Below are 18,374 nucleotides of genomic sequence, written 5' to 3'. Positions count from 1 at the left end.
CTCATGACCCCTCGGGGTGGTCCAGCGGAATCGCCAGTGCCGACATGGTGGCCGCCAGCCCGTCGTATTGGCTTGCCAGCAGGCAGAATTCGATCAGCTGCCGGCGGTCCAGGTGCTCCGCCAGCTGCCGCCAGGTGGCCTCGCTGACGGTCCGGTCGTTGACGAACTCGTCGGTCGCCGCCAGCAGCGCCTGCTGACGCACGGTCAGGCGGGCCTGCACCGGTTCGAGTCGCTGCGGCCAGGCGAAGATCGCGGCCTGCAGATCCGGGTCCAGCCCGGCCGTCCGCGCCATCCGGCGATGGTGCTGCAGCTCGTATTCGCAGCCGCGCAGGTGCGCGACCCGCAGGATCACCAGCTCGGTGTCGGCGGTGGGCAGTTTGCCGCGCAGCAGCCGGCCCCCGTAGGCCAGCCAGGTCCAAAACAGCAGCCGGCGTTGACCCAGCGTGGTGAACAGGTGCATCTCCGGCGCGCCGACGGTGCGCGCGCCCAACTTCGCGATCACCCAATTGATCGGTCCCAGTTGGCGAAACCGCCCGGCCGGGATGCGGGGCGCGGTCACGGCTGCTTCACCAGGTAGGGAGACACCGTGCTGCGGTGCTCGTCGAGGTCGAGGGCGCGGCCGAGCGCGGGGAAGGCGCGCTGCGGGCAGTTGTCGCGTTCGCAGACCCGGCAGCCCGCGCCGATCGGTGTCGCCACTGTTCCTGGGCCCCCCGAGACGTCGAGTCCCTCCGAATAGACCAGCCGGTGCGCATGGCGCAGCTCGCAGCCCAGGCCGATCGCGAAGGTCTTACCGGGCTGACCATACCGGGCCGCGCGCCGCTCCACGGTGCGGGCCACCCACATGTAGTTGCGGCCGTCGGGCATCTGGGCGATCTGCACCAGGATCTTGCCCGGGTTGGCGAACGTCTCGTAGACGTTCCACAGCGGGCAGGTACCGCCGCTGGAGGAGAAGTGAAAACCCGTGGCGGACTGGCGTTTTGACATGTTGCCGGCCCGGTCCACCCGGATGAAGGAGAACGGCACCCCGCGCATCGACGGCCGCTGCAGCGTCGACAGGCGGTGCGCGATGGTCTCGTAGCTGACCGAGTAGAACGACGACAGCCGCTCGACGTCGTAGCGGAAATTCTCGGCGACGTCGTGGAATTGGCGATACGGCAGCACCGCCGCGGCGGCGAAGTAGTTGGCCAGCCCGAGCCGGGCCAGTTTGTGCGACTCCTCGCTGGTGAACTTGCCCTGCGCCACCAGGCTGTCGATCAGGTCGCCGAACTCCAGGTAGGCCAGTTCGGCGGCCATCTTGAACACCTGCTGCCCCCACGACAGGTGATTGCTGATCTCCAGCGTCTTGGTCTCGGGGTCGTAGCGGTGCAGCACGGTGTCGCCCAGATCGATGCGGCGGTTGATGTGCACGCCGTGCACCTCGGTGAGCCGGCGGGTCAGCTCCCGGGCCAGATCCCCGTGGTGCAGCCGCATCTTGATGGTGAGGTCCTCGGCGGCGGTGTCCAGCTCGTGTAGATAGTTCTGCCGCTGGTAGAAGTAGTCGCGGACCTCCTCGTGCGGCATGGTGATCGACCCGGTGCCGCTGCCGTCGAAGAACCGCTCCTCGGTGGCGGCCGCCAGCTGCGCGGTGGTGATCCGGTACCGCCGGTGCAGGTTGACCACCGCGCGGGCCAGACCGGGATGGGCGCTGACCATCTCGGCGACCTCGGTGGGGTCGACGTCGATGTCCAGGTCCCGGTCCATGGTGACCTCGCGCAGCTCGGCCACCAGCCGGGTGTCGTCCTGCGAGGAGAAGAAGGTGGCGTCCACCCCGAACACCTCGGTGATGCGCAGCAGCACCGCCACCGTCAGCGGGCGGACGTCATGCTCGATCTGGTTGAGGTAGCTCGGCGAGATCTCCAGCATCTGGGCCAGCGCGGCCTGAGAAAACCCGCGTTCGTGACGCAGCTGGCGAACGCGTGAGCCGACGAACGTCTTGGACACTCCACCCAGGTTACCGGGCCTGTGAAGCCCTGGTTCGCAGAGTTGGCAGCCGCGATGGCCGCGTCGCGATTGGTGTTCGGCGCACGTCGTTGGCATGATTCGAGCGGGGCCGCAGGCCTTAGCCTGGGGGCACCGACGAGGAGGAAACGGGGAGCGACACCGTGAGCCTGGACAAACAAATGATGCCGGTGCCCGACGGTCACCCCGACGTTTTCGATCGCGAATGGCCGCTGCGGGTCGGCGACATCGACCGCACCGGGCGGCTGCGGCTGGACGCCGCGGCCCGCCACATTCAGGACATCGGCCAGGACCAGCTGCGGGAGATGGGTTTCGAGGAGACCCACCCGCTGTGGATCGTCCGGCGCACCATGCTCGACCTGATCCGGCCGATCGAGTTCAACGACATGCTGCGGCTGCGCCGGTGGTGCTCGGGGACCTCGAACCGGTGGTGCGAGATGCGGGTCCGCATCGACGGCCGCAAGGGCGGCCTCATCGAGTCCGAGGCGTTCTGGATCAACATCAACCGGGAAACCCAGATGCCGTCGCGGATCGCCGACGACTTCCTGGCCGGCCTGCACAAGACGACCTCGGTGGACCGGCTGCGCTGGAAGCCCTACCTCAAACCGGCCAGCCGCGACGACGCGGTCGAGATCCACGAGTTCCCGGTCCGGGTCACCGACATCGACCTGTTCGACCACATGAACAACTCCGTGTACTGGAGCGTCATCGAGGACTACCTGGCGTCGCACACCGAGCTGATGCGGACGCCGTTGCGCGTCACCATCGAACACGAGGCGCCGGTGGCCCTGGGCGACAAACTGGAGATCATCTCCCATGTCCACTCCGCCGGATCCACCGATCAATTCGGTCCCGAGCTGGCCGATCGCACTGTTACAACGCTCACATACGCCGTCGGCGACGAGGCCAAAGCCGTCGCCGCGATCTTTGCTCGCTAACAGTACAAGCGTCCGGGTTAATTTGCGGCGTGACCTGCGACTTTGGGGTTACTGACGGGTAGCTTCTGAAACGGTTAAGTTCGTTACCGGCTTAGCAAACTTCGCAAAATCACCCGGTCCCGTTGCTGAAATTGGCAACTGAAACGGCTGGACCGGGCGTTATCGGCTGTGCCATCTTCGAGTTAGCACACCAGTGAAGTTGAGCCGCTAGCTACCGCCGGTGAGGCATCCAGCAATTCCGTAGTGAAGATCGTGAAGGAGCATGCCCATGTCTGTCGTTGGCACCCCCAAGAGCGCCGAGGAGATCCAGAAGGACTGGGACACCAACCCGCGCTGGAAGGATGTCACCCGCACCTACACCGCCGAGGACGTCGTCGCCCTGCAGGGCACCGTCGTCGAGGAGAACACCCTGGCCCGCCGCGGCGCCGAGGTGCTGTGGGAGCAGCTGCACGACCTGGAGTACATCAACGCGCTGGGCGCCCTGACCGGCAACATGGCCGTGCAGCAGGTGCGCGCCGGCCTGAAGGCCATCTACCTGTCGGGCTGGCAGGTCGCCGGTGACGCCAACCTGTCCGGTCACACCTACCCCGACCAGAGCCTGTACCCCGCCAACTCGGTGCCGACCGTGGTGCGCCGGATCAACAACGCGCTGCTGCGCGCCGACCAGATCGCCAAGGTCGAGGGCGACACCTCGGTGAAGAACTGGCTGGCGCCGATCGTCGCCGACGGCGAGGCCGGCTTCGGTGGTGCGCTCAACGTCTTCGAGCTGCAGAAGGCGATGACCGCCGCCGGTGTGGCGGGCTCGCACTGGGAGGACCAGCTGGCCTCGGAGAAGAAGTGCGGCCACCTGGGCGGCAAGGTGCTGATCCCGACCCAGCAGCACATCCGCACGCTGACCTCGGCCCGGCTGGCCGCCGACGTGTGCGACGTGCCGACCGTCGTCATCGCCCGCACCGACGCCGAGGCGGCCACGCTGATCACCTCCGACGTCGACGAGCGCGACCAGCCGTTCATCACCGGCGAGCGCACCAAGGAGGGCTTCTACCGGGTCCGTAACGGCCTCGAGCCCTGCATCGCCCGGGCCAAGGCCTACGCGCCGTACTCCGACCTGATCTGGATGGAGACCGGCACGCCCGACCTGGAGCTGGCCGCCAAGTTCGCCGAGGGCGTCAAGGCCGAGTTCCCCGACCAGATGCTGGCCTACAACTGCTCGCCGTCGTTCAACTGGAAGAAGCATCTCGACGACGCCACCATCGCGAAGTTCCAAAAGGAGCTCGCCGCAATGGGATTCAAGTTCCAGTTCATCACGCTGGCCGGCTTCCACGCGCTGAACTACTCGATGTTCGATCTGGCCTACGGTTACGCCCGCAACCAGATGACCGCCTACGTCGAGCTACAGGAGCGCGAGTTCGCCGCCGAGGAGCGCGGTTACACCGCCACCAAGCACCAGCGCGAGGTGGGCGCCGGTTACTTCGACCGGATCGCCACCACGGTCGACCCCACGTCGTCGACCACCGCGCTGACCGGCTCCACCGAAGAGGGCCAGTTCCACTGAGGCTGAGCGGGCTTGCCCGCGAAGACGAGGTGGAACCGAGGGCTTGAGCCACTGAGGCTGAGCGGGCTTGCCCGCGAAGACGAGGTGGAACCGACGGCTTGAGCCACTGACGACGAGCGGCGTCAGCCGCGAGGAGGAAGTGGAACCGACGGCTTGAGCCACTGAGTTAGTGCTGCCGAGCAGACGCAAAGGCACCCTTTTGCACAGCAAAAGCGGTGCCTTTGCGTCTGCTCGCGGCGTGTAAGGTGCGGTGCACGACAAGACGATTGGCGGAGAAACAGTGAGTGACGCAGCGATTCAGCGAGTAGGAGTGGTCGGGGCCGGCCAGATGGGATCCGGCATCGCCGAGGTCTCGGTCCGCGCCGACGTCGACGTGACGGTGTTCGAGACCACCGAGGCCCTCATCACGGCGGGACGCAACCGCATCGTGAAGTCGCTGGAGCGGGGCGTGAGCGCCGGCAAGGTCACCGAGCGGGAGCGTGACCGCGCGCTGAGCAAGCTCACCTTCACCACCGACCTGAAAGACCTCGCCGACCGCCAACTGGTCATCGAGGCCATCATCGAGGACGATGCCGTCAAGGCCCAGGTCTTCGCCGAACTCGACCGGGTGGTCACCGACCCCGATGCGGTGCTGGCCTCCAACACCTCCAGCATCCCGATCATGAAGCTCGCCGCGGCGACCAAGAACCCGCAACGGGTGCTGGGGCTGCACTTCTTCAATCCCGTGCCGGTGCTGCCGCTGGTCGAGCTGGTCAGCACGCTGGTCACCGACGAGGCCGCCGCCGCGCGCACCGAGGAGTTCGCCAGCGCGGTGCTGGGCAAGCAGGTGGTGCGCTGCAGCGACCGGTCCGGCTTCGTGGTCAACGCGCTGCTGGTGCCCTACCTGCTGTCGGCGATCCGGATGGTGGAGGCCGGCTTCGCCACCGTCGAGGACGTGGACAAAGCCGTGGTGGCCGGGCTGTCGCATCCGATGGGCCCGCTGCGGCTTTCCGACCTGGTGGGCCTGGACACCCTGAAGCTGATCGCGGACAAGATGTTCGAGGAGTTCAAGGAGCCGCAGTACGGCGCCCCGCCGCTGTTGCTGCGCATGGTGGAGGCCGGCCGGATCGGCAAGAAGACGGGCCAGGGTTTCTACACGTATTGACATGTATTGACCGGCGCCCGCGCGGCCGCGCGTGATCAGGTCGGTTACTATGCTCGCGTTCAATAAGACGAAAGGTTTGTGCCGCGCATGACGGGCTTGGAACCGTATTACGAGGAATCGCAGTCCATCTACGACGTCTCCGACGAATTCTTTGCGTTATTTCTCGATCCGACCATGGCCTACACGTGCGCCTTCTTCGAACGCGACGACATGACGCTCGAAGAAGCGCAAACCGCGAAGTTCGACCTGGCGCTGGGCAAGCTGAACCTCGAGCCCGGGATGACGCTGCTGGACATCGGGTGTGGCTGGGGCGGCGCACTGAAGCGGGCCCTGGAGAAGTATGACGTCAACGTCATCGGAATCACGTTGAGCCGCAACCAATTCGAATACAGCAAGAAGCTGCTGGCCGGATTTCCGACGGACCGCAACATCGAGGTGCGGCTGCAGGGCTGGGAAGAGTTCGACGACAAGGTCGACCGGATCGTCACCATCGGCGCCTTCGAGGCGTTCAAAATGGAGCGCTATTCCGCATTTTTCGACCGCGCCTACGACATCCTGCCCGACGACGGCCGGATGCTTTTGCACACCATCTTGACCTACACCCAGAAACAGCAGCACGAGCGCGGCGTTTCGATCACGATGAGCGATTTACGGTTCATGCGGTTCATCGGCCAGGAAATTTTCCCGGGCGGCCAGTTGCCGGCGCAGGAGGACATTTTCAAATTCGGTGAGGCGGCGGGCTTTTCGGTGGAGCGGGTGCAGCTGCTGCGCGAGCACTACGCGCGGACCCTCAACATCTGGGCGGCGAACCTGGAGGCCAACAAGGACAAGGCCATCGCCATCCAGTCGCAAGCGGTCTACGACCGCTACATGCACTACCTGACCGGGTGCGAGAACTTCTTCCGCAAGGGCATCAGCAACGTGGGGCAATTCACGCTGGTCAAGTAGGCGGGTCGGGCAGGACGGCTACTTCTTCTCCATGGTGAACTGGTTGACGTCGGTGTAGCCCTCCCGGAACAGCTTGGCGCAGCCGGTCAAATACTTCATGTACCGGTCGTAGACCTCTTGGGACTGGATGGCGATGGCCTGCTCGCGATTGGCCTCGAGCGCCTGCGCCCACAGGTCCAGCGTCCGGGCGTAGTGCAGCTGCAGCGACTGCACCCGGGTCAGGTCGAAGCCCGCCGTCACGCCGTATTCGCCGACGGTCTGCGGTGTGGGCAGCCAGCCGCCGGGGAAGATCTCGGCCAGGATGAACCGGGAGAACTCGACGATCTCGTGGGTCAGCTTCATGCCCTTGGCCCGGGCGTCTTTGAAGGAGGGCCGAACGATGGTGTGCAGCAACATGATTCCGCCGGGCGGCAGCACGTCGTAGGCCATCCTGAAGAAGCGGCCGTAGCGTTGCCGGCCGAAGTGCTCGAACGCGCCGATCGAGACGATGCGGTCCACGGGCTCGTGGAACTTCTCCCAGCCCTCCAGCAGCACCCGCCGGGTGCGCGGGGTGTCCATCGCGTCGAAGGTCTTCTGCACGTGCTCGGCCTGGTTCTCCGACAGTGTCAGGCCCACCACGTTGACGTCATACTTCTCGATGGCCCGCCGCATGGTGGCGCCCCAGCCACACCCGATGTCCAGCAACGTCATTCCCGGCTCGAGCTTCAACTTGCCCAGCGCCAGGTCGATCTTGGCGATCTGGGCCTCTTCCAGGGTCATGTCGTCGCGCTCGAAGTACGCGCAGCTGTAGGTCTGAGTGGGGTCCAGGAACAGGCGGAAGAAGTCGTCGGACAAGTCGTAGTGGGCCTGCACGTTTCCAAAATGCGGCGTGAGCTGCACGGACATGTCGACACGAGCCTTTCTATATGAGATGGCGGGGGTGGGCAGCCACGCAACCACCCCGCTTCGTCCCCCAACGCTGTCCTGCATGGTAGTCGCTGGGGCGGGTGAAGTCGCCCTGCCCGGGCCGGTGCCGGGGCGTCAGAGCGCCGCTTCCCGCGGCGGCACGATGGGCGACGGGTGCGGCTCTTCGCGGAACTTCTCCAGCGACCCGCCGACTTCCACGATCCCCTTGAGCGCGTTCCAGCTCAGCATCGTCAGGTAGTCGATCAGCTCGTCGCGGCTCATCCGCGGGTACGACATCCAGGAGTGGGTGGCCAGTTGCACACCGCCGACGATCAGGTACGCCCACGGTTCCACGCCGCCGGTGTCCATTCCGGCGTGCTGCATGCGCCGGCGCATCAGCACCGCGAGCATGCGCGCGATGATGCGCTCGGAGTCGGCGATGACCTTGCTCTTGCTGGCCGAGCTGTTGGACATCACGAACCGGTACGGCTCGGGTTCGTTGGCCACGGTCTCTACGTAGACCCGGATGACCTCGCGGGTCAGGTCGAAGCCGTCCAGGCCGGAGGTGAGCGCGGCGGCCATGTTGGGAATCAGCGTGGTCTGGGTGAACCGCATCATCACGGCGGTCGTGAGGTCGTTCTTGTCCACGAAGTAGCGGTAGAGCACCGTCTTGGAGACCCCGATCTCGGCGGCGATCTCGTCCATGCTCAGCGCGCCGCCGAGCCGGCGAATCGCGTCGATCGTGCCGTCGACCAGTTCGTTGCGACGGTCCACTTTGTGCTGATGCCAGCGCCGCTTGCGCCCGTCCATTTTGACGCTCGCAGCCGTGATTTGCTCTGCCACTATCGCCGAAATCCCATTCCCTAGACGCCCTCGATACTACGGCGTGGACCGGCTGGTTCGCGGTCTTGGCCCGGGCGTGGACGACCGTCGCGCGCGGTGTCGTCACACCAATCGGCGGGAAAGATAGATGATGGAGTGGTGGCACACAGAGCCTCGGGCCGCACCTCGTTCGCCGAATCCTTCGCCGGCGCCGATCCGCAGGCCGACGCGCAGCGGCGGGTGGCGCTGCGCCGGATGAAGGCGGTGGCGCTGAGTTTCCTGATCGGTGCCACCGGCCTGTTTTTGGCCTGCCGATGGGCGCAGGCGCAGCCCGGCGTGGGCGCCTGGGTCGGTTATGTCGGCGCGGCCGCGGAGGCCGGGATGGTGGGCGCGCTGGCGGACTGGTTCGCGGTGACGGCGCTGTTCCGCCATCCGCTGGGCATCCCGATCCCGCACACCGCCATCATCAAGCGCAAGAAGGACCAGCTGGGGGAGGGCCTGGGCACCTTCGTGCGGGAGAACTTCCTATCGCCGGAGGTGGTGGAGACCAAGCTGCGCGACGCGCAGGTGTCCGGCCGGCTGGGTAAGTGGCTGTCGGAAGCCGCGCACGCCGAACGGGTGGCCGGCGAGACGGCCACGGTGCTGCGGGTGCTGGTGGAGCTGCTCCGCGACGAAGACGTCCAGCAGGTGATCGACCGGATGATCGTGCGCCGCATCGCCGAACCGCAGTGGGGTCCGCCGGTGGGCCGGGTGCTGGCGACGCTGCTGGCCGAGAATCGGCAGGAGGCGCTGATCCAGCTGCTGGCCGACCGCGCCTTCCAGTGGTCGCTGAACGCCGGCGAGGTCATCCAGCGGGTGGTCGAGCGCGACTCGCCGACCTGGTCGCCGCGCTTCATCGACCACCTGGTGGGCGATCGCATCCACCGCGAGCTGATGGACTTCACCGACAAGGTGCGCCGCAACCCCGACCACGAACTGCGCCGGTCGGCGACCCGGTTCCTGTTCGAATTCGCCGACGACCTGCAGCACGACCCGGACACCATCGCCCGCGCCGACGCCATCAAGGAGCAGCTGATGGCGCGCGACGAGATCGCCAATGCCGCCGCGACGGCCTGGAAGACGCTGAAACGGCTGGTGCTCGAGGGCGTGGACGACCCGTCCAGCGCGCTGCGCAGCCGCATCGCCGACACCGTGGTGCGCATCGGGGAGTCGTTGCGCGACGACGCCGACCTGCGCGACAAGGTCGACAACTGGCTGGTTCGGGCCGCCCAGCACCTGGTCTCGCAGTATGGGGTGGAAATCACAGCGATCATCACCGACACCATCGAGCGCTGGGACGCCGAAGAGGCCAGCCGGCGCATCGAGCTGCACGTCGGCCGTGACCTGCAGTTCATCCGGATCAACGGAACGGTGGTCGGCTCGCTGGCCGGTCTGGTCATCTACGCCGTCGCGCAGCTGCTTTTCTAGCAGTGCTAACAAATGCTTGCAATAGCAAGCACTTGTAGTAGTCTGAGGGCCGTCCAGACCGACCGTCCGACCAGGAGCACGCCGTGGCACCCGAGGAGAAGCTCTCCGCCAAGGTGTCCAACGCTGCCTCCGACATGGCCTCCGACATCGGCAGCTTCATCCGCAGCCAGCGTGAACTCGCGCAGGTGTCGGTGCGGCAACTCGCCGAGAAGTCCGGGGTCAGCAATCCCTATCTCAGCCAGGTGGAGCGTGGACTGCGCAAGCCATCGGCCGACGTCCTGAACCAGATCGCGAAGGCCCTCCGGGTTTCCGCCGAGGTTCTCTATGTGCGCGCCGGGATCCTCGAGCCCAGCGACAAAAGTCAGGTGCGGGACGCGATCGTCACCGACACCGCGATCACCGAGCGCCAAAAGCAGATCCTGCTCGACATCTACGCATCGTTCACCCAGCAAAACGAAGCCACCCATGAGGAGTGTCCGACCCAGCCCGACAGCGAGTGATCAGTCCGTCGCCGGCGGGTCAGTGATGTATAGACGACCGGCCGCGGGGGTTACCCCACAGTAGGGATCTGGCGGTTCCAGCCCAACTGCATGACGAACGACCGACGCTCCGCGCGGCCCCAGTTGCGAAGGAGACGTTTGCACCTAATTTCCCGACCAGACACCTGACAAACACACAGAGCAGAAACCATGAAAGGAACAACCATGGCGGAAAACCCGAACATCGACGACTTGCGAGCCCCGCTGCTCGCGGCCCTGGGCGCGGCCGACCTGGCCCTGGCCACGGTCAACGACCTGATCGCCAACCTGCGCGAGCGGGCCGAGGAGACCCGCGCCGAGACCCGCACCCGGGTCGAGGAGCGCCGCGCCCGGCTGACCAAGTTCCAGGAGGACCTGCCCGAGCAGTTCACCGAGCTGCGCGACAAGTTCACCACCGAGGAGCTGCGCAAGGCGGCCGAGGGCTACCTGGAGGCGGCGACCAACCGGTACAACGAGCTGGTCGAGCGCGGCGAGGCGGCCCTGCAGCGGCTGCGCAGCCAGACCGCCTTCGAGGACGCCTCCGCGCGCGCCGAGGGCTACGTGGACCAGGCCGTCGAGCTGACCCAGGAGGCGCTGGGCACCGTCGCGTCGCAGACCCGCGCGGTCGGTGAGCGCGCCGCCAAGCTGGTGGGCATCGAGCTGCCGGGCAAGGCCGAGGCCGCCGGCAAGAAGACCCAGAAGGCCATCGCCAAGGCCCCCGCCAAGAAGGCGCCGGCCAAGAAGGCCCCCGCCAAGAAGGCGCCGGCCAAGAAGGCCGCGGCCAAGAAGGTCACCCAGAAGTAGCACCGCAGTTCCCACGACGCTCGACTCCGAGTTGCCTTCGGGTGACTCGGAGTCGACGTTTTGGACGCCGCCCGCCTACGCTTGAGGCGTGAACCACCTCGTGGGTACCGTCATGCTGGTCTTGCAGATCGCCGTCCTGGTCACGGCGATCTACGCCTTCGTGCATGCCGCGCTGCAGCGCCCCGACGCCTATACCGCCGCCGACAAGCTGACCAAGCCGGTGTGGTTGCTGATCCTGGGCGGGGCGGTGGCTTTGACGTCGGTGCTGGGCTACGTGTTCGGCGTGCTGGGCATGGCGATCGCCGCCTGTGCGGCCGGGGTGTATCTGGTCGATGTGCGGCCCAAACTCCTGGAAATACAGGGCAAGTCGCGCTAGCGGCATGCGGGTCCCGCTGGCCGCGCCGGCCGCGCTGCTGCTGGCGCTGTGCTGGCCGATAGCGCCCGCCGCCGCGCCGGACCCCGCCGCCGGGACGGCCGACCCGCCGTTCATCGACCACACCGACTGGGCGCAATGGCAGGGCCGAAGCAGCCTGCGGGTCTTCCCGACGCCCGCCGGGCGCACCGCCGCCAAGACGCCCGGGTCGATGGCGATGGCCGACGAGGCCTGGGCCGAGGTGCTCGCCCTGGCCCCGGACGCCGACACCGCCGGGATGCGCGCGCAGTTCCTGTGCCACTGGCAGTTCGCCGAGCTGGGCCGGCCCGGCAAGGTCAGCTGGAACCTGGAGCCGTGGCGCCCCGTCGTCGACGACGCGGAGATGGTCGCCTCCGGCTGCAATCCCGGCGGTCCGGAAGAATCCTTCGGATGACCCCCACCCGCGCCCAGCTGGCGGCATTCGTCGACCACACCCTGCTCAAGCCCGAAGCCACCGCCGCCGACGTCGCCGCCCTGGTCACCGAGGCGGCCGAGCTGGGCGTCTACGCGGTGTGCGTCTCGCCGCCGATGGTTCCCGTCGCCGTGCAGGCCGGTGCCGGCGTGCGGGTGGCCAGCGTGGCGGGATTCCCGTCGGGCAAGCATGTGCCGGCCGTCAAGGCCCACGAGGCCGCGCTGGCGGTGGCCTCCGGTGCCGCCGAGATCGACATGGTCATCGACGTCGGCGCGGCGCTGGCCGGTGACCTCGACGGGGTGCGCGCCGACATCGCGGCGGTGCGCGGCGCCGTCGGCGGCGCCGTGCTCAAGGTGATCGTGGAGTCGTCAGCGCTGCTGGCGCTGGCCGACGAGCACACCCTGGTCCGGGTGTGCCGCGCCGCCGAGGACGCCGGCGCCGACTTCGTCAAGACGTCGACCGGATTCCACCCGACCGGCGGCGCATCCGTGCGGGCGGTCGCCCTGATGGCCGAGGCCGTCGGGGGCCGGCTGGGGGTGAAGGCCAGCGGCGGCATCCGCACCGCCGCCGACGCGCTGGCGATGCTGGATGCCGGCGCCACCCGGCTGGGATTGTCGGGCACCCGGGCCGTGCTCGACGGGCTGGGCTGAGGACCGACGGCGTCAGAGGTTGGCGAAGCAGGGGTCGTTGTTGTTGCCGGTCGGGATGGCGGCGTTGCGGGTGGAGAAGTGGCTGGTCACACCCTTGTCGGTGACCTGCACGCTGTCCGCGTGAATGCCCAGCGGGTAGTTCTTCGTCAGGTTCGAGGTGAAGTCGTCCAGCGTCGACTGCACCGACTCCTTGGGCATGGTGAAGCCCAGCGCGTTGAAGCTGACGATCTGCAGTTGCAACCCGGTGCCCGAGATCACCGGCTTGGCGGTGATGTTGTCCAACATGCCCTTCAGCTCGATGGTGCCGTCGGCGGGATGGGTGGTCACCGTGTTGGTGACGAACGGGCCCAGCACCGGGATGGCGTTCTGCACCGACTGCTTGATGCCGTCGGTGGTCCAGTCGATAGTGGCGTCCAATGCGCCGATGGTGCCCTTCGAGTTGCCGTTGTCCTTGAGCCGGACGTCATTGATATTGATCGAGAGCTTCATGCCCTTGGCGTCGCGGATGTTGTTGCCGGCGGTCTGCACCGAGATGTTGGTGTAGTGCTTGGTCGCCTGCTGCCACAGCATCAGCGGTGTCACGCCGAAGGACGCGGTGGCCTGGTCCTTGACCTCGCAGGCCACCGCCTGGGCGACCTTGGTGTCGGCGACGTGCCGCACGTACAGCTCCGCCCCGATGAACCCGGCGATGATCAGGGCGAACACGATGATGAAGATCAACAGCACCGAGACCGGGTCACGCAGGAACCGGCGCTTCTTTTTCGCCGGCCCGTTGTCGGGGTTCGGCGCGGTGGCCAGCCGCTCGGTGGGCCCGGCGGGCGGGGTGGGCGGCGGCGGGTAGCCGGGCTGCTGCATCTGGGGCCGCGGCGTGCCGAATCGCTCGGTCTGGCCGGGGGGCGGGGGCGCCGGCGGCGGTGGCGGCACCTGACCGGGCGCCTGACCTGGGCCGCCGGTGTTGATCCGCTCGGTCGGCCGTTCCGTCGGAGGCTGGCCGTAGGGTCCCTGGTTGGCGGGACGGCCCCACGTCGACGGGTCCTGGTTCGGGGGTCCTTGTGGGTTCGTCACCCGACCGATTCTGCCCTACCAACCTGAGCAAAGTCCGAGCGGTTGCTGAGCGCCGCGATAGTCTTGCGGGCCTGCGCGACCCGGTCGACGTCGATGTCGGCCAGCACCAGCTGCGGCTGCGCGCCGGCCGACGCGACCACCTCACCCAGCGGTGAGGCGACCAGACTGCCGCCCACCCCGGTCGGCGCCCCCGACGCGGACAGGATCTCGCCGGGGTCGGCCTGACCGGCCGCGGCGATGTAGCTCATCGAGTCCAGCGCGCGGGCGCGGGCCAGCAGGGTCCACTGGTCGAGTTTGCCGGGCCCCGCGCCCCAGGACGCGCAGACCGCGATCAGCTGGGCGCCGCGGCGGGCCAGCTCGGTGTAGAGCTCGGGGAACCGGATGTCGTAGCAGACGCTCAACCCGACCCGCACCCCGTCGACGCCGACCACTACCGGCTCGCGGCCCGGCGCGACGGTGCGCGATTCGGTGAAGCCGAATGCGTCGTAGAGGTGGATCTTGTCGTAATGGGTGACCGCCTGGTCGTCCGAATTGGCCACGAGCAGTGTGTTTTTCACCCGGCCGTCGCCGGACGGGGTGAACATGCCGGCGATGACGGTGACGTTCGCCTCGGTCGCGATGCGGCGCACCCCGTCGGCCCAGGGGCCGTCGACCGGCTCGGCGATCGGCGCCAGCGGCACACCGAACCGGCACATGGTGGCCTCGGGGAACACCACCAGCCGCGCGCCCGCCCCGGCGGCCCGGCGGGTGTATTCGCCGACCAGCGCCAGGTTCGCCGCGGGGTCGGTGCCGCTGAGGATCTGCGCCAGCGCGATTCGCATGAGCGCCAGCTTAGGCCCGGCGACGATGCGCGCCGCCGCGGCGGCGCGAGGAGGAGTCGGGCGATCCCGCTTAGGCGCGAGCTCAGGCGGTTTGGGCGATCCACTCGGTGGTGAAGCGCTGCTCGGCGGCGATCAGCTCGGCCAGGCGCGCGCCGATGAAGTTCTCCAGCTTGCCGCCGATGATCGGCACCCGCACCTGGACCGTGGCCCGGAAGGTCAACCGGGCGCCGCCGGTGTCCTCGGCGGGCTCCAGCACGGCGTCGCCGGCCAGATTCACCGGGGCGTCCACGATCGAGCCGACGACCGAGCCGGTGGCGGTGCCGCCCGTCACCGGCCCCCACGTCTCCTCGCGGCGGATACACAGATCGCCGCTGTGCAACTGCGTGACCATGCCCGGCAACTTGTCGCTGCGGATCACCTGCAGCGTGACGACCTCCACGACGTCCTCGTCACCGGACGCCCCGCCGACGCGCATCGACTCCAGCGTCGCCACGTCGACGCCGGAGCTGGCCAGCCTGGCCCGCCAGTAATCGGCATCGGTGAAGGCCCGGTGCACCTCGTCAACGCTGCCGTCGTAGTGGGCCGACAAGTCGAATGAGCGCGGCATAGCAGGTCAGGCTACCGTTACGGGCCATGAAATCCAGCGGTGCCGGTGCGGCGTTCGCCGGCGCGTCAGTGGCCGACGCGGTGCCGCTGGCGCCGCTGACCACGCTGCGGGTCGGACCCACCGCGCGCCGGCTGATCACCTGTGCCAGCAGCGAACAGGTGATCGCCACGCTGCGCCGGCTGGACACCGAAAGGCTTGCCGGACAACGTGATCCGGTGCTGGTGTTCGCCGGCGGCTCGAACCTGGTGATCTCCGACGCGCTGAGTGACCTGACCGCGGTGCGGCTGGCCAACGACGGAATCACCGTCGAGGGCAACCTGGTGCGCGCCCAGGCGGGGGCGGTGTGGGACGACGTCGTGCTCACCGCCATCGAGCACGGCCTGGGCGGCCTGGAATGCCTTTCCGGCATCCCGGGCTCGGCCGGGGCCACCCCGATCCAAAACGTCGGGGCCTACGGCGCCGAGGTCTCCGACACCCTCACCCGGGTCAGGGTGCTGGACCGCGGCAGCGGGCAGGTGCGCTGGGTGCCCGGCACCGAGCTGGAATTCGGTTACCGCACCAGCGTGTTCAAACGCCGCGCCGACGACGGGCTCGAAATCCCTTCCGTTGTACTGGAAGTCGAGTTCGCGCTCGATGCGTCGGGGCGCAGCGCGCCGGTGCGCTACGGCGAGCTGGCCGCCGAGTTGGAGGTGCCCGTCGGCGAGCGCGCCGACCCGCGCGCGGTCCGCGAGGCGGTGCTGGCGCTGCGGGCGCGCAAGGGCATGGTGCTCGACGCCGCCGACCACGACACCTGGAGCGTGGGGTCGTTCTTCACCAACCCGGTGGTGGCCCCCGACGTCTACGAGCGGCTGGCCGGGTCCGTCGACGGGCCGGTGCCGCACTATCCGGCCCCGGGCGGGGTCAAGCTGGCCGCCGGCTGGCTGGTGGAGCGGGCGGGTTTCGGCAAGGGCTATCCGGTCCCGGACCCGGGCGGCCCGGAAGCGCCCTGCCGGCTGTCCACCAAGCACGCGTTGGCGCTGACCAACCGCGGAACGGCCCGCAGCGACGACGTGATCGCCCTGGCCCGCACCATCCGGGACGGGGTGCGGTCTGTGTTTGGCATCACACTGGTGCCCGAGCCCGTCCTGCTCGGTTGCAGGCTGTAGCGGCAAAATTTGCCGACGCGCGCCCGGCGCCCGATTTGTCGCGGCAGGGTTGCCCGATTTTCCCCGGTATCTTTGATTTTCGTGACCCCGTCCAGCGCCCCGCGGCCGTTCAACCGGCGCGTGGCTTTGGCGACCTTCGGGATCGGTGCGCTGGCCCCCGGCGTGCTGGCCGCCTGCGGTGGTGGCACCGCCAAGGAGGCCGAGAAGAAGGAGCAGCCGGCGCTGCGGCTGAAGTACCAGCCCGCCGACGCGGCCCAGAACGTGGTGCCCACCGCGCCGGTCAGCGTCGAGGTGAGCGACGGGTGGTTCCAGCACGTCACGCTGTCGAACTCGTCCGGCAAGGCCGTCGCGGGCACCTTCAACTCCGACCGCACCGTCTACACCACCACGGAGCCGCTCGGCTACGACCAGACCTACACGTGGAGCGGCTCGGCCGTCGGGCACGACGGCAAGACCGTCGCCGTGGCGGGCAAGTTCAGCACCGTGTCGCCCAGCAAGAAGATCAGCGGGGCGTTCCAGCTGGCCGACGGCCAGACCGTCGGGATCGCGGCGCCGATCATCCTGCAGTTCGACGCGCCGATCAGCGACAAGGCCGCGGTCGAGAAGGCGCTCACCGTCACCACCAACCCGCCCGTGGAGGGCAGCTGGGCCTGGCTGCCGGACGAGGCGCAGGGCGCCCGGGCGCACTGGCGCACCCGCGAGTACTACCCCGCTGGCACCACCGTCAACGTGCAGGCCAAGCTGTACGGCCTGCCGTTCGGCGACGGCGCCTACGGCGCCGAGGACATCTCGCTGAACATCAACATCGGCCGGCGCCAGATCGTCAAGGCCGAGGTGTCCTCGCACCGCATCCAGGTGATCCGCGACGAGGGCGTCATCATGGACTTCCCGTGCAGCTACGGCGAGGCCGACAAGGCCCGCAACGTCACCCGCAACGGCATCCACGTGGTCAGCGAGAAGTACGCCGACTTCTACATGTCCAACCCGGCGGCTGGCTACAGCCACGTGCACGAACGCTGGGCGGTGCGGATCTCCAACAACGGCGAGTTCATCCACGCCAACCCGGCCAGCGCCGGCGCGCAGGGCAACACCAACGTCACCAACGGCTGCATCAACCTGTCCACCAGCGACGCCGAGCAGTACTACCAGTCGGCGATCTACGGCGACCCGGTGGAGGTGACCGGCAGCTCCATCCAGCTGTCCTACGCCGACGGCGACATCTGGGACTGGGCGGTGGACTGGGACACCTGGGTGGCCATGTCGGCGTTGCCGCCGCCCACCGCGCACCCGCCGTCGACCCAGATCCCGGTGACCGCGCCGGTCACGCCGTCCAACGCGCCCACCCTGTCGGGCACGCCGACCACGTCGACGACCACGCCGGCCAGCACCGGCCCGGCTACCCCCGGCGGTTGAACCGGCTGGCCGACGCCTGATCGCGCGGCTTCATCACGATCAGATCCAGGTTGACGTGCGCCGGTCGTGACGCGACGAACCCGATCACCTCGGCCACGTCGGCCGCCACCAGCGGGGTGATGCCGGTGTAGACGGCGTCGGCGCGTTGTTGGTCGCCGTCGAAGCGCACCAGCGAGAACTCGGTTTCCACTGCGCCCGGGGCGATCTCGGTCAGCCGCACCGGCTTGCCCAGCAGCTCGCCGCGCAGCGTGCGGTGCAACGCCCCCTGCCCGTGCTTGGCAGCCGTGTAGCCGGCGCCGCCGTCGTAAACCTCAAGTGCCGCAACGGAAGTCACGGTGACGATCAGTCCGTCGCCGGAATCGACCAGCTTGGGCAGCAGCGCGCGGGTGACCCGCAGCGTGCCGATCACGTTGGTCTCCCACATCCACCGCCAGTGCTCGAGGTCGGCTTCGGCGACCGGTTCCAGGCCGCGGGCCCCGCCGGCGTTGTTGACCAGCACGTCGACCCGGCTCAATTTGCTCGCCAGCGCCGCCACCGCGGCGTCGTCTGTGACATCGGCCACAATGGCGGTACCGCCGATCTCGTTGGCCAGGGCGTGGATCCGCTCGGCCCGCCGCGCCACCGCGACGACGTGAAAGCCCTGTGCAGCCAGGGTTCGGGCGGTTGCCTCGCCGATTCCCGAGCTGGCCCCGGTGACCACCGCGACGCGTTCATTCCTGCCAGTTCCAACCATCGAAACAACCTTAGTGAACGTGCTAAATTTTGCGTGT

General features: G+C 68.1%; 20 protein-coding genes. 12 read left to right on the top strand and 8 right to left on the bottom strand.

Annotation, left to right across the window (positions count from 1 at the left end; genetic code table 11):
- Position 1: 1 nt before the first annotated feature.
- The gene (locus tag MAA44156_RS20520) at positions 2-559 is read right to left on the bottom strand and encodes a carboxymuconolactone decarboxylase family protein (protein WP_003879295.1); all 558 of its coding nucleotides are present in this window, start codon (positions 557-559) and stop codon (positions 2-4) included.
- Positions 556-1,980, bottom strand: coding sequence for an acetate metabolism transcriptional regulator RamB (ramB, locus tag MAA44156_RS20515; protein ID WP_009979329.1), 1,425 nt, complete (start codon positions 1,978-1,980; stop codon positions 556-558). Before ramB ends, MAA44156_RS20520 begins: the two co-directional genes overlap by 4 nt.
- 161 nt (positions 1,981-2,141) lie before the next feature.
- Here ramB and MAA44156_RS20510 point away from each other — a divergent pair, with 161 nt between their 5' ends.
- The 4 genes from MAA44156_RS20510 to MAA44156_RS20495 all read left to right on the top strand — a co-directional run bounded on the left by MAA44156_RS20510 (position 2,142) and on the right by MAA44156_RS20495 (position 6,583).
- Positions 2,142-2,936, top strand: coding sequence for an acyl-[acyl-carrier-protein] thioesterase (locus MAA44156_RS20510; RefSeq protein WP_009979328.1), 795 nt, complete (start codon positions 2,142-2,144; stop codon positions 2,934-2,936).
- 268 nt (positions 2,937-3,204) lie between these two features.
- A complete protein-coding gene (gene aceA, locus MAA44156_RS20505) occupies positions 3,205-4,491 on the top strand; it encodes an isocitrate lyase (RefSeq protein ID WP_009979327.1) in 1,287 nt (428 codons plus the stop codon).
- 280 nt (positions 4,492-4,771) lie between these two features.
- Positions 4,772-5,635, top strand: a complete 864-nt coding sequence (locus tag MAA44156_RS20500) for a 3-hydroxybutyryl-CoA dehydrogenase (RefSeq protein ID WP_029248622.1) — start codon at positions 4,772-4,774, stop codon at positions 5,633-5,635.
- 87 nt (positions 5,636-5,722) lie between these two features.
- Positions 5,723-6,583 (top strand): cyclopropane mycolic acid synthase family methyltransferase, encoded by an 861-nt coding sequence (locus tag MAA44156_RS20495; RefSeq protein WP_003873739.1) that lies wholly within the window; start codon positions 5,723-5,725, stop codon positions 6,581-6,583.
- An 18-nt stretch (positions 6,584-6,601) separates the two neighbouring features.
- Here MAA44156_RS20495 and pcaA read toward each other — a convergent pair whose 3' ends face one another.
- Positions 6,602-7,468: a cyclopropane mycolic acid synthase PcaA gene (pcaA, locus tag MAA44156_RS20490; RefSeq protein WP_009979325.1), complete on the bottom strand. Its 867-nt coding sequence runs from the start codon at positions 7,466-7,468 to the stop codon at positions 6,602-6,604.
- 135 nt (positions 7,469-7,603) lie between these two features.
- Positions 7,604-8,311: a TetR/AcrR family transcriptional regulator gene (locus MAA44156_RS20485; protein WP_010950184.1), complete on the bottom strand. Its 708-nt coding sequence runs from the start codon at positions 8,309-8,311 to the stop codon at positions 7,604-7,606.
- Positions 8,312-8,446: 135 nt separating this feature from the next.
- On the opposite strand from MAA44156_RS20485, the gene MAA44156_RS20480 reads away from it, so the two are divergent.
- The 6 genes from MAA44156_RS20480 to deoC all read left to right on the top strand — a co-directional run bounded on the left by MAA44156_RS20480 (position 8,447) and on the right by deoC (position 12,553).
- A complete protein-coding gene (locus MAA44156_RS20480; protein ID WP_009979323.1) occupies positions 8,447-9,757 on the top strand; it encodes a DUF445 domain-containing protein in 1,311 nt (436 codons plus the stop codon).
- Between the two features lie 83 nt (positions 9,758-9,840).
- Positions 9,841-10,257, top strand: a complete 417-nt coding sequence (locus MAA44156_RS20475) for a helix-turn-helix domain-containing protein (protein ID WP_003873735.1) — start codon at positions 9,841-9,843, stop codon at positions 10,255-10,257.
- 204 nt (positions 10,258-10,461) lie between these two features.
- The gene (gene hbhA / locus MAA44156_RS20470; RefSeq protein WP_009979320.1) at positions 10,462-11,079 is read left to right on the top strand and encodes a heparin-binding hemagglutinin HbhA; all 618 of its coding nucleotides are present in this window, start codon (positions 10,462-10,464) and stop codon (positions 11,077-11,079) included.
- 88 nt (positions 11,080-11,167) lie between these two features.
- On the top strand, positions 11,168-11,455 hold the full coding sequence (locus MAA44156_RS20465) for a DUF2516 family protein (RefSeq protein WP_003879303.1): 288 nt from the start codon (positions 11,168-11,170) through the stop codon (positions 11,453-11,455).
- A 4-nt stretch (positions 11,456-11,459) separates the two neighbouring features.
- Positions 11,460-11,885, top strand: a complete 426-nt coding sequence (locus tag MAA44156_RS20460) for a DUF2599 domain-containing protein (protein WP_009979319.1) — start codon at positions 11,460-11,462, stop codon at positions 11,883-11,885.
- Positions 11,882-12,553, top strand: a complete 672-nt coding sequence (gene deoC / locus MAA44156_RS20455) for a deoxyribose-phosphate aldolase (RefSeq protein ID WP_009979318.1) — start codon at positions 11,882-11,884, stop codon at positions 12,551-12,553. The genes MAA44156_RS20460 and deoC overlap by 4 nt, the downstream gene beginning before the upstream one ends.
- Before the next feature lie 12 nt (positions 12,554-12,565).
- Here deoC and MAA44156_RS20450 read toward each other — a convergent pair whose 3' ends face one another.
- The 3 genes from MAA44156_RS20450 to MAA44156_RS20440 form a co-directional block, all read right to left on the bottom strand.
- Entirely contained in the window at positions 12,566-13,618 is a 1,053-nt protein-coding gene (locus MAA44156_RS20450) for an LmeA family phospholipid-binding protein (protein WP_029248621.1), read from the bottom strand.
- On the bottom strand, positions 13,615-14,439 hold the full coding sequence (locus MAA44156_RS20445) for a carbon-nitrogen hydrolase family protein (RefSeq protein ID WP_003879305.1): 825 nt from the start codon (positions 14,437-14,439) through the stop codon (positions 13,615-13,617). Before MAA44156_RS20445 ends, MAA44156_RS20450 begins: the two co-directional genes overlap by 4 nt.
- An 82-nt stretch (positions 14,440-14,521) precedes the next feature.
- Positions 14,522-15,046: a DUF2505 domain-containing protein gene (locus MAA44156_RS20440; RefSeq protein WP_009979316.1), complete on the bottom strand. Its 525-nt coding sequence runs from the start codon at positions 15,044-15,046 to the stop codon at positions 14,522-14,524.
- 26 nt (positions 15,047-15,072) lie between these two features.
- Between MAA44156_RS20440 and MAA44156_RS20435 the strand changes: the two genes are divergently transcribed.
- Both MAA44156_RS20435 and MAA44156_RS20430 read left to right on the top strand, forming a co-directional pair.
- On the top strand, positions 15,073-16,191 hold the full coding sequence (locus MAA44156_RS20435; RefSeq protein WP_009979314.1) for a UDP-N-acetylmuramate dehydrogenase: 1,119 nt from the start codon (positions 15,073-15,075) through the stop codon (positions 16,189-16,191).
- A gap of 33 nt (positions 16,192-16,224) precedes the next feature.
- A complete protein-coding gene (locus tag MAA44156_RS20430; protein WP_205590196.1) occupies positions 16,225-17,604 on the top strand; it encodes a L,D-transpeptidase in 1,380 nt (459 codons plus the stop codon).
- On the opposite strand, the gene MAA44156_RS20425 is transcribed toward MAA44156_RS20430, so the two are convergent.
- Complete coding sequence (locus tag MAA44156_RS20425; protein ID WP_003879306.1) at positions 17,588-18,337, bottom strand: SDR family NAD(P)-dependent oxidoreductase; 750 nt, start codon at positions 18,335-18,337, stop codon at positions 17,588-17,590. The two genes, MAA44156_RS20430 and MAA44156_RS20425, sit on opposite strands and share 17 nt — an antisense overlap.
- Positions 18,338-18,374: the final 37 nt, after the last annotated feature.

Origin of the sequence: Mycobacterium avium subsp. avium (genome assembly GCF_009741445.1) — a bacterium.
Classification (GTDB): Bacteria; Actinomycetota; Actinomycetes; order Mycobacteriales; family Mycobacteriaceae; genus Mycobacterium; species Mycobacterium avium.
The sequence above is the reverse complement of the archived record's forward strand: the minus strand, read 5'-3'. Positions and strand labels throughout refer to the sequence as shown.

Excerpts from the sequence above, each read along its gene's own strand:
- aceA (WP_009979327.1), top strand. The coding sequence starts at position 3,205 with ATGTCTGTCGTTGGCACCCCCAAGAGCGCCGAGGAGATCCAGAAGGAC.
- MAA44156_RS20495 (WP_003873739.1), top strand. The coding sequence starts at position 5,723 with ATGACGGGCTTGGAACCGTATTACGAGGAATCGCAGTCCATCTACGAC.
- pcaA (WP_009979325.1), bottom strand. The coding sequence starts at position 7,468 with ATGTCCGTGCAGCTCACGCCGCATTTTGGAAACGTGCAGGCCCACTAC.
- hbhA (WP_009979320.1), top strand. The coding sequence starts at position 10,462 with ATGGCGGAAAACCCGAACATCGACGACTTGCGAGCCCCGCTGCTCGCG.
- MAA44156_RS20460 (WP_009979319.1), top strand. The coding sequence starts at position 11,460 with ATGCGGGTCCCGCTGGCCGCGCCGGCCGCGCTGCTGCTGGCGCTGTGC.
- deoC (WP_009979318.1), top strand. The coding sequence starts at position 11,882 with ATGACCCCCACCCGCGCCCAGCTGGCGGCATTCGTCGACCACACCCTG.
- MAA44156_RS20445 (WP_003879305.1), bottom strand. The coding sequence starts at position 14,439 with ATGCGAATCGCGCTGGCGCAGATCCTCAGCGGCACCGACCCCGCGGCG.
- MAA44156_RS20440 (WP_009979316.1), bottom strand. The coding sequence starts at position 15,046 with ATGCCGCGCTCATTCGACTTGTCGGCCCACTACGACGGCAGCGTTGAC.
- MAA44156_RS20435 (WP_009979314.1), top strand. The coding sequence starts at position 15,073 with ATGAAATCCAGCGGTGCCGGTGCGGCGTTCGCCGGCGCGTCAGTGGCC.
- MAA44156_RS20425 (WP_003879306.1), bottom strand. The coding sequence starts at position 18,337 with ATGGTTGGAACTGGCAGGAATGAACGCGTCGCGGTGGTCACCGGGGCC.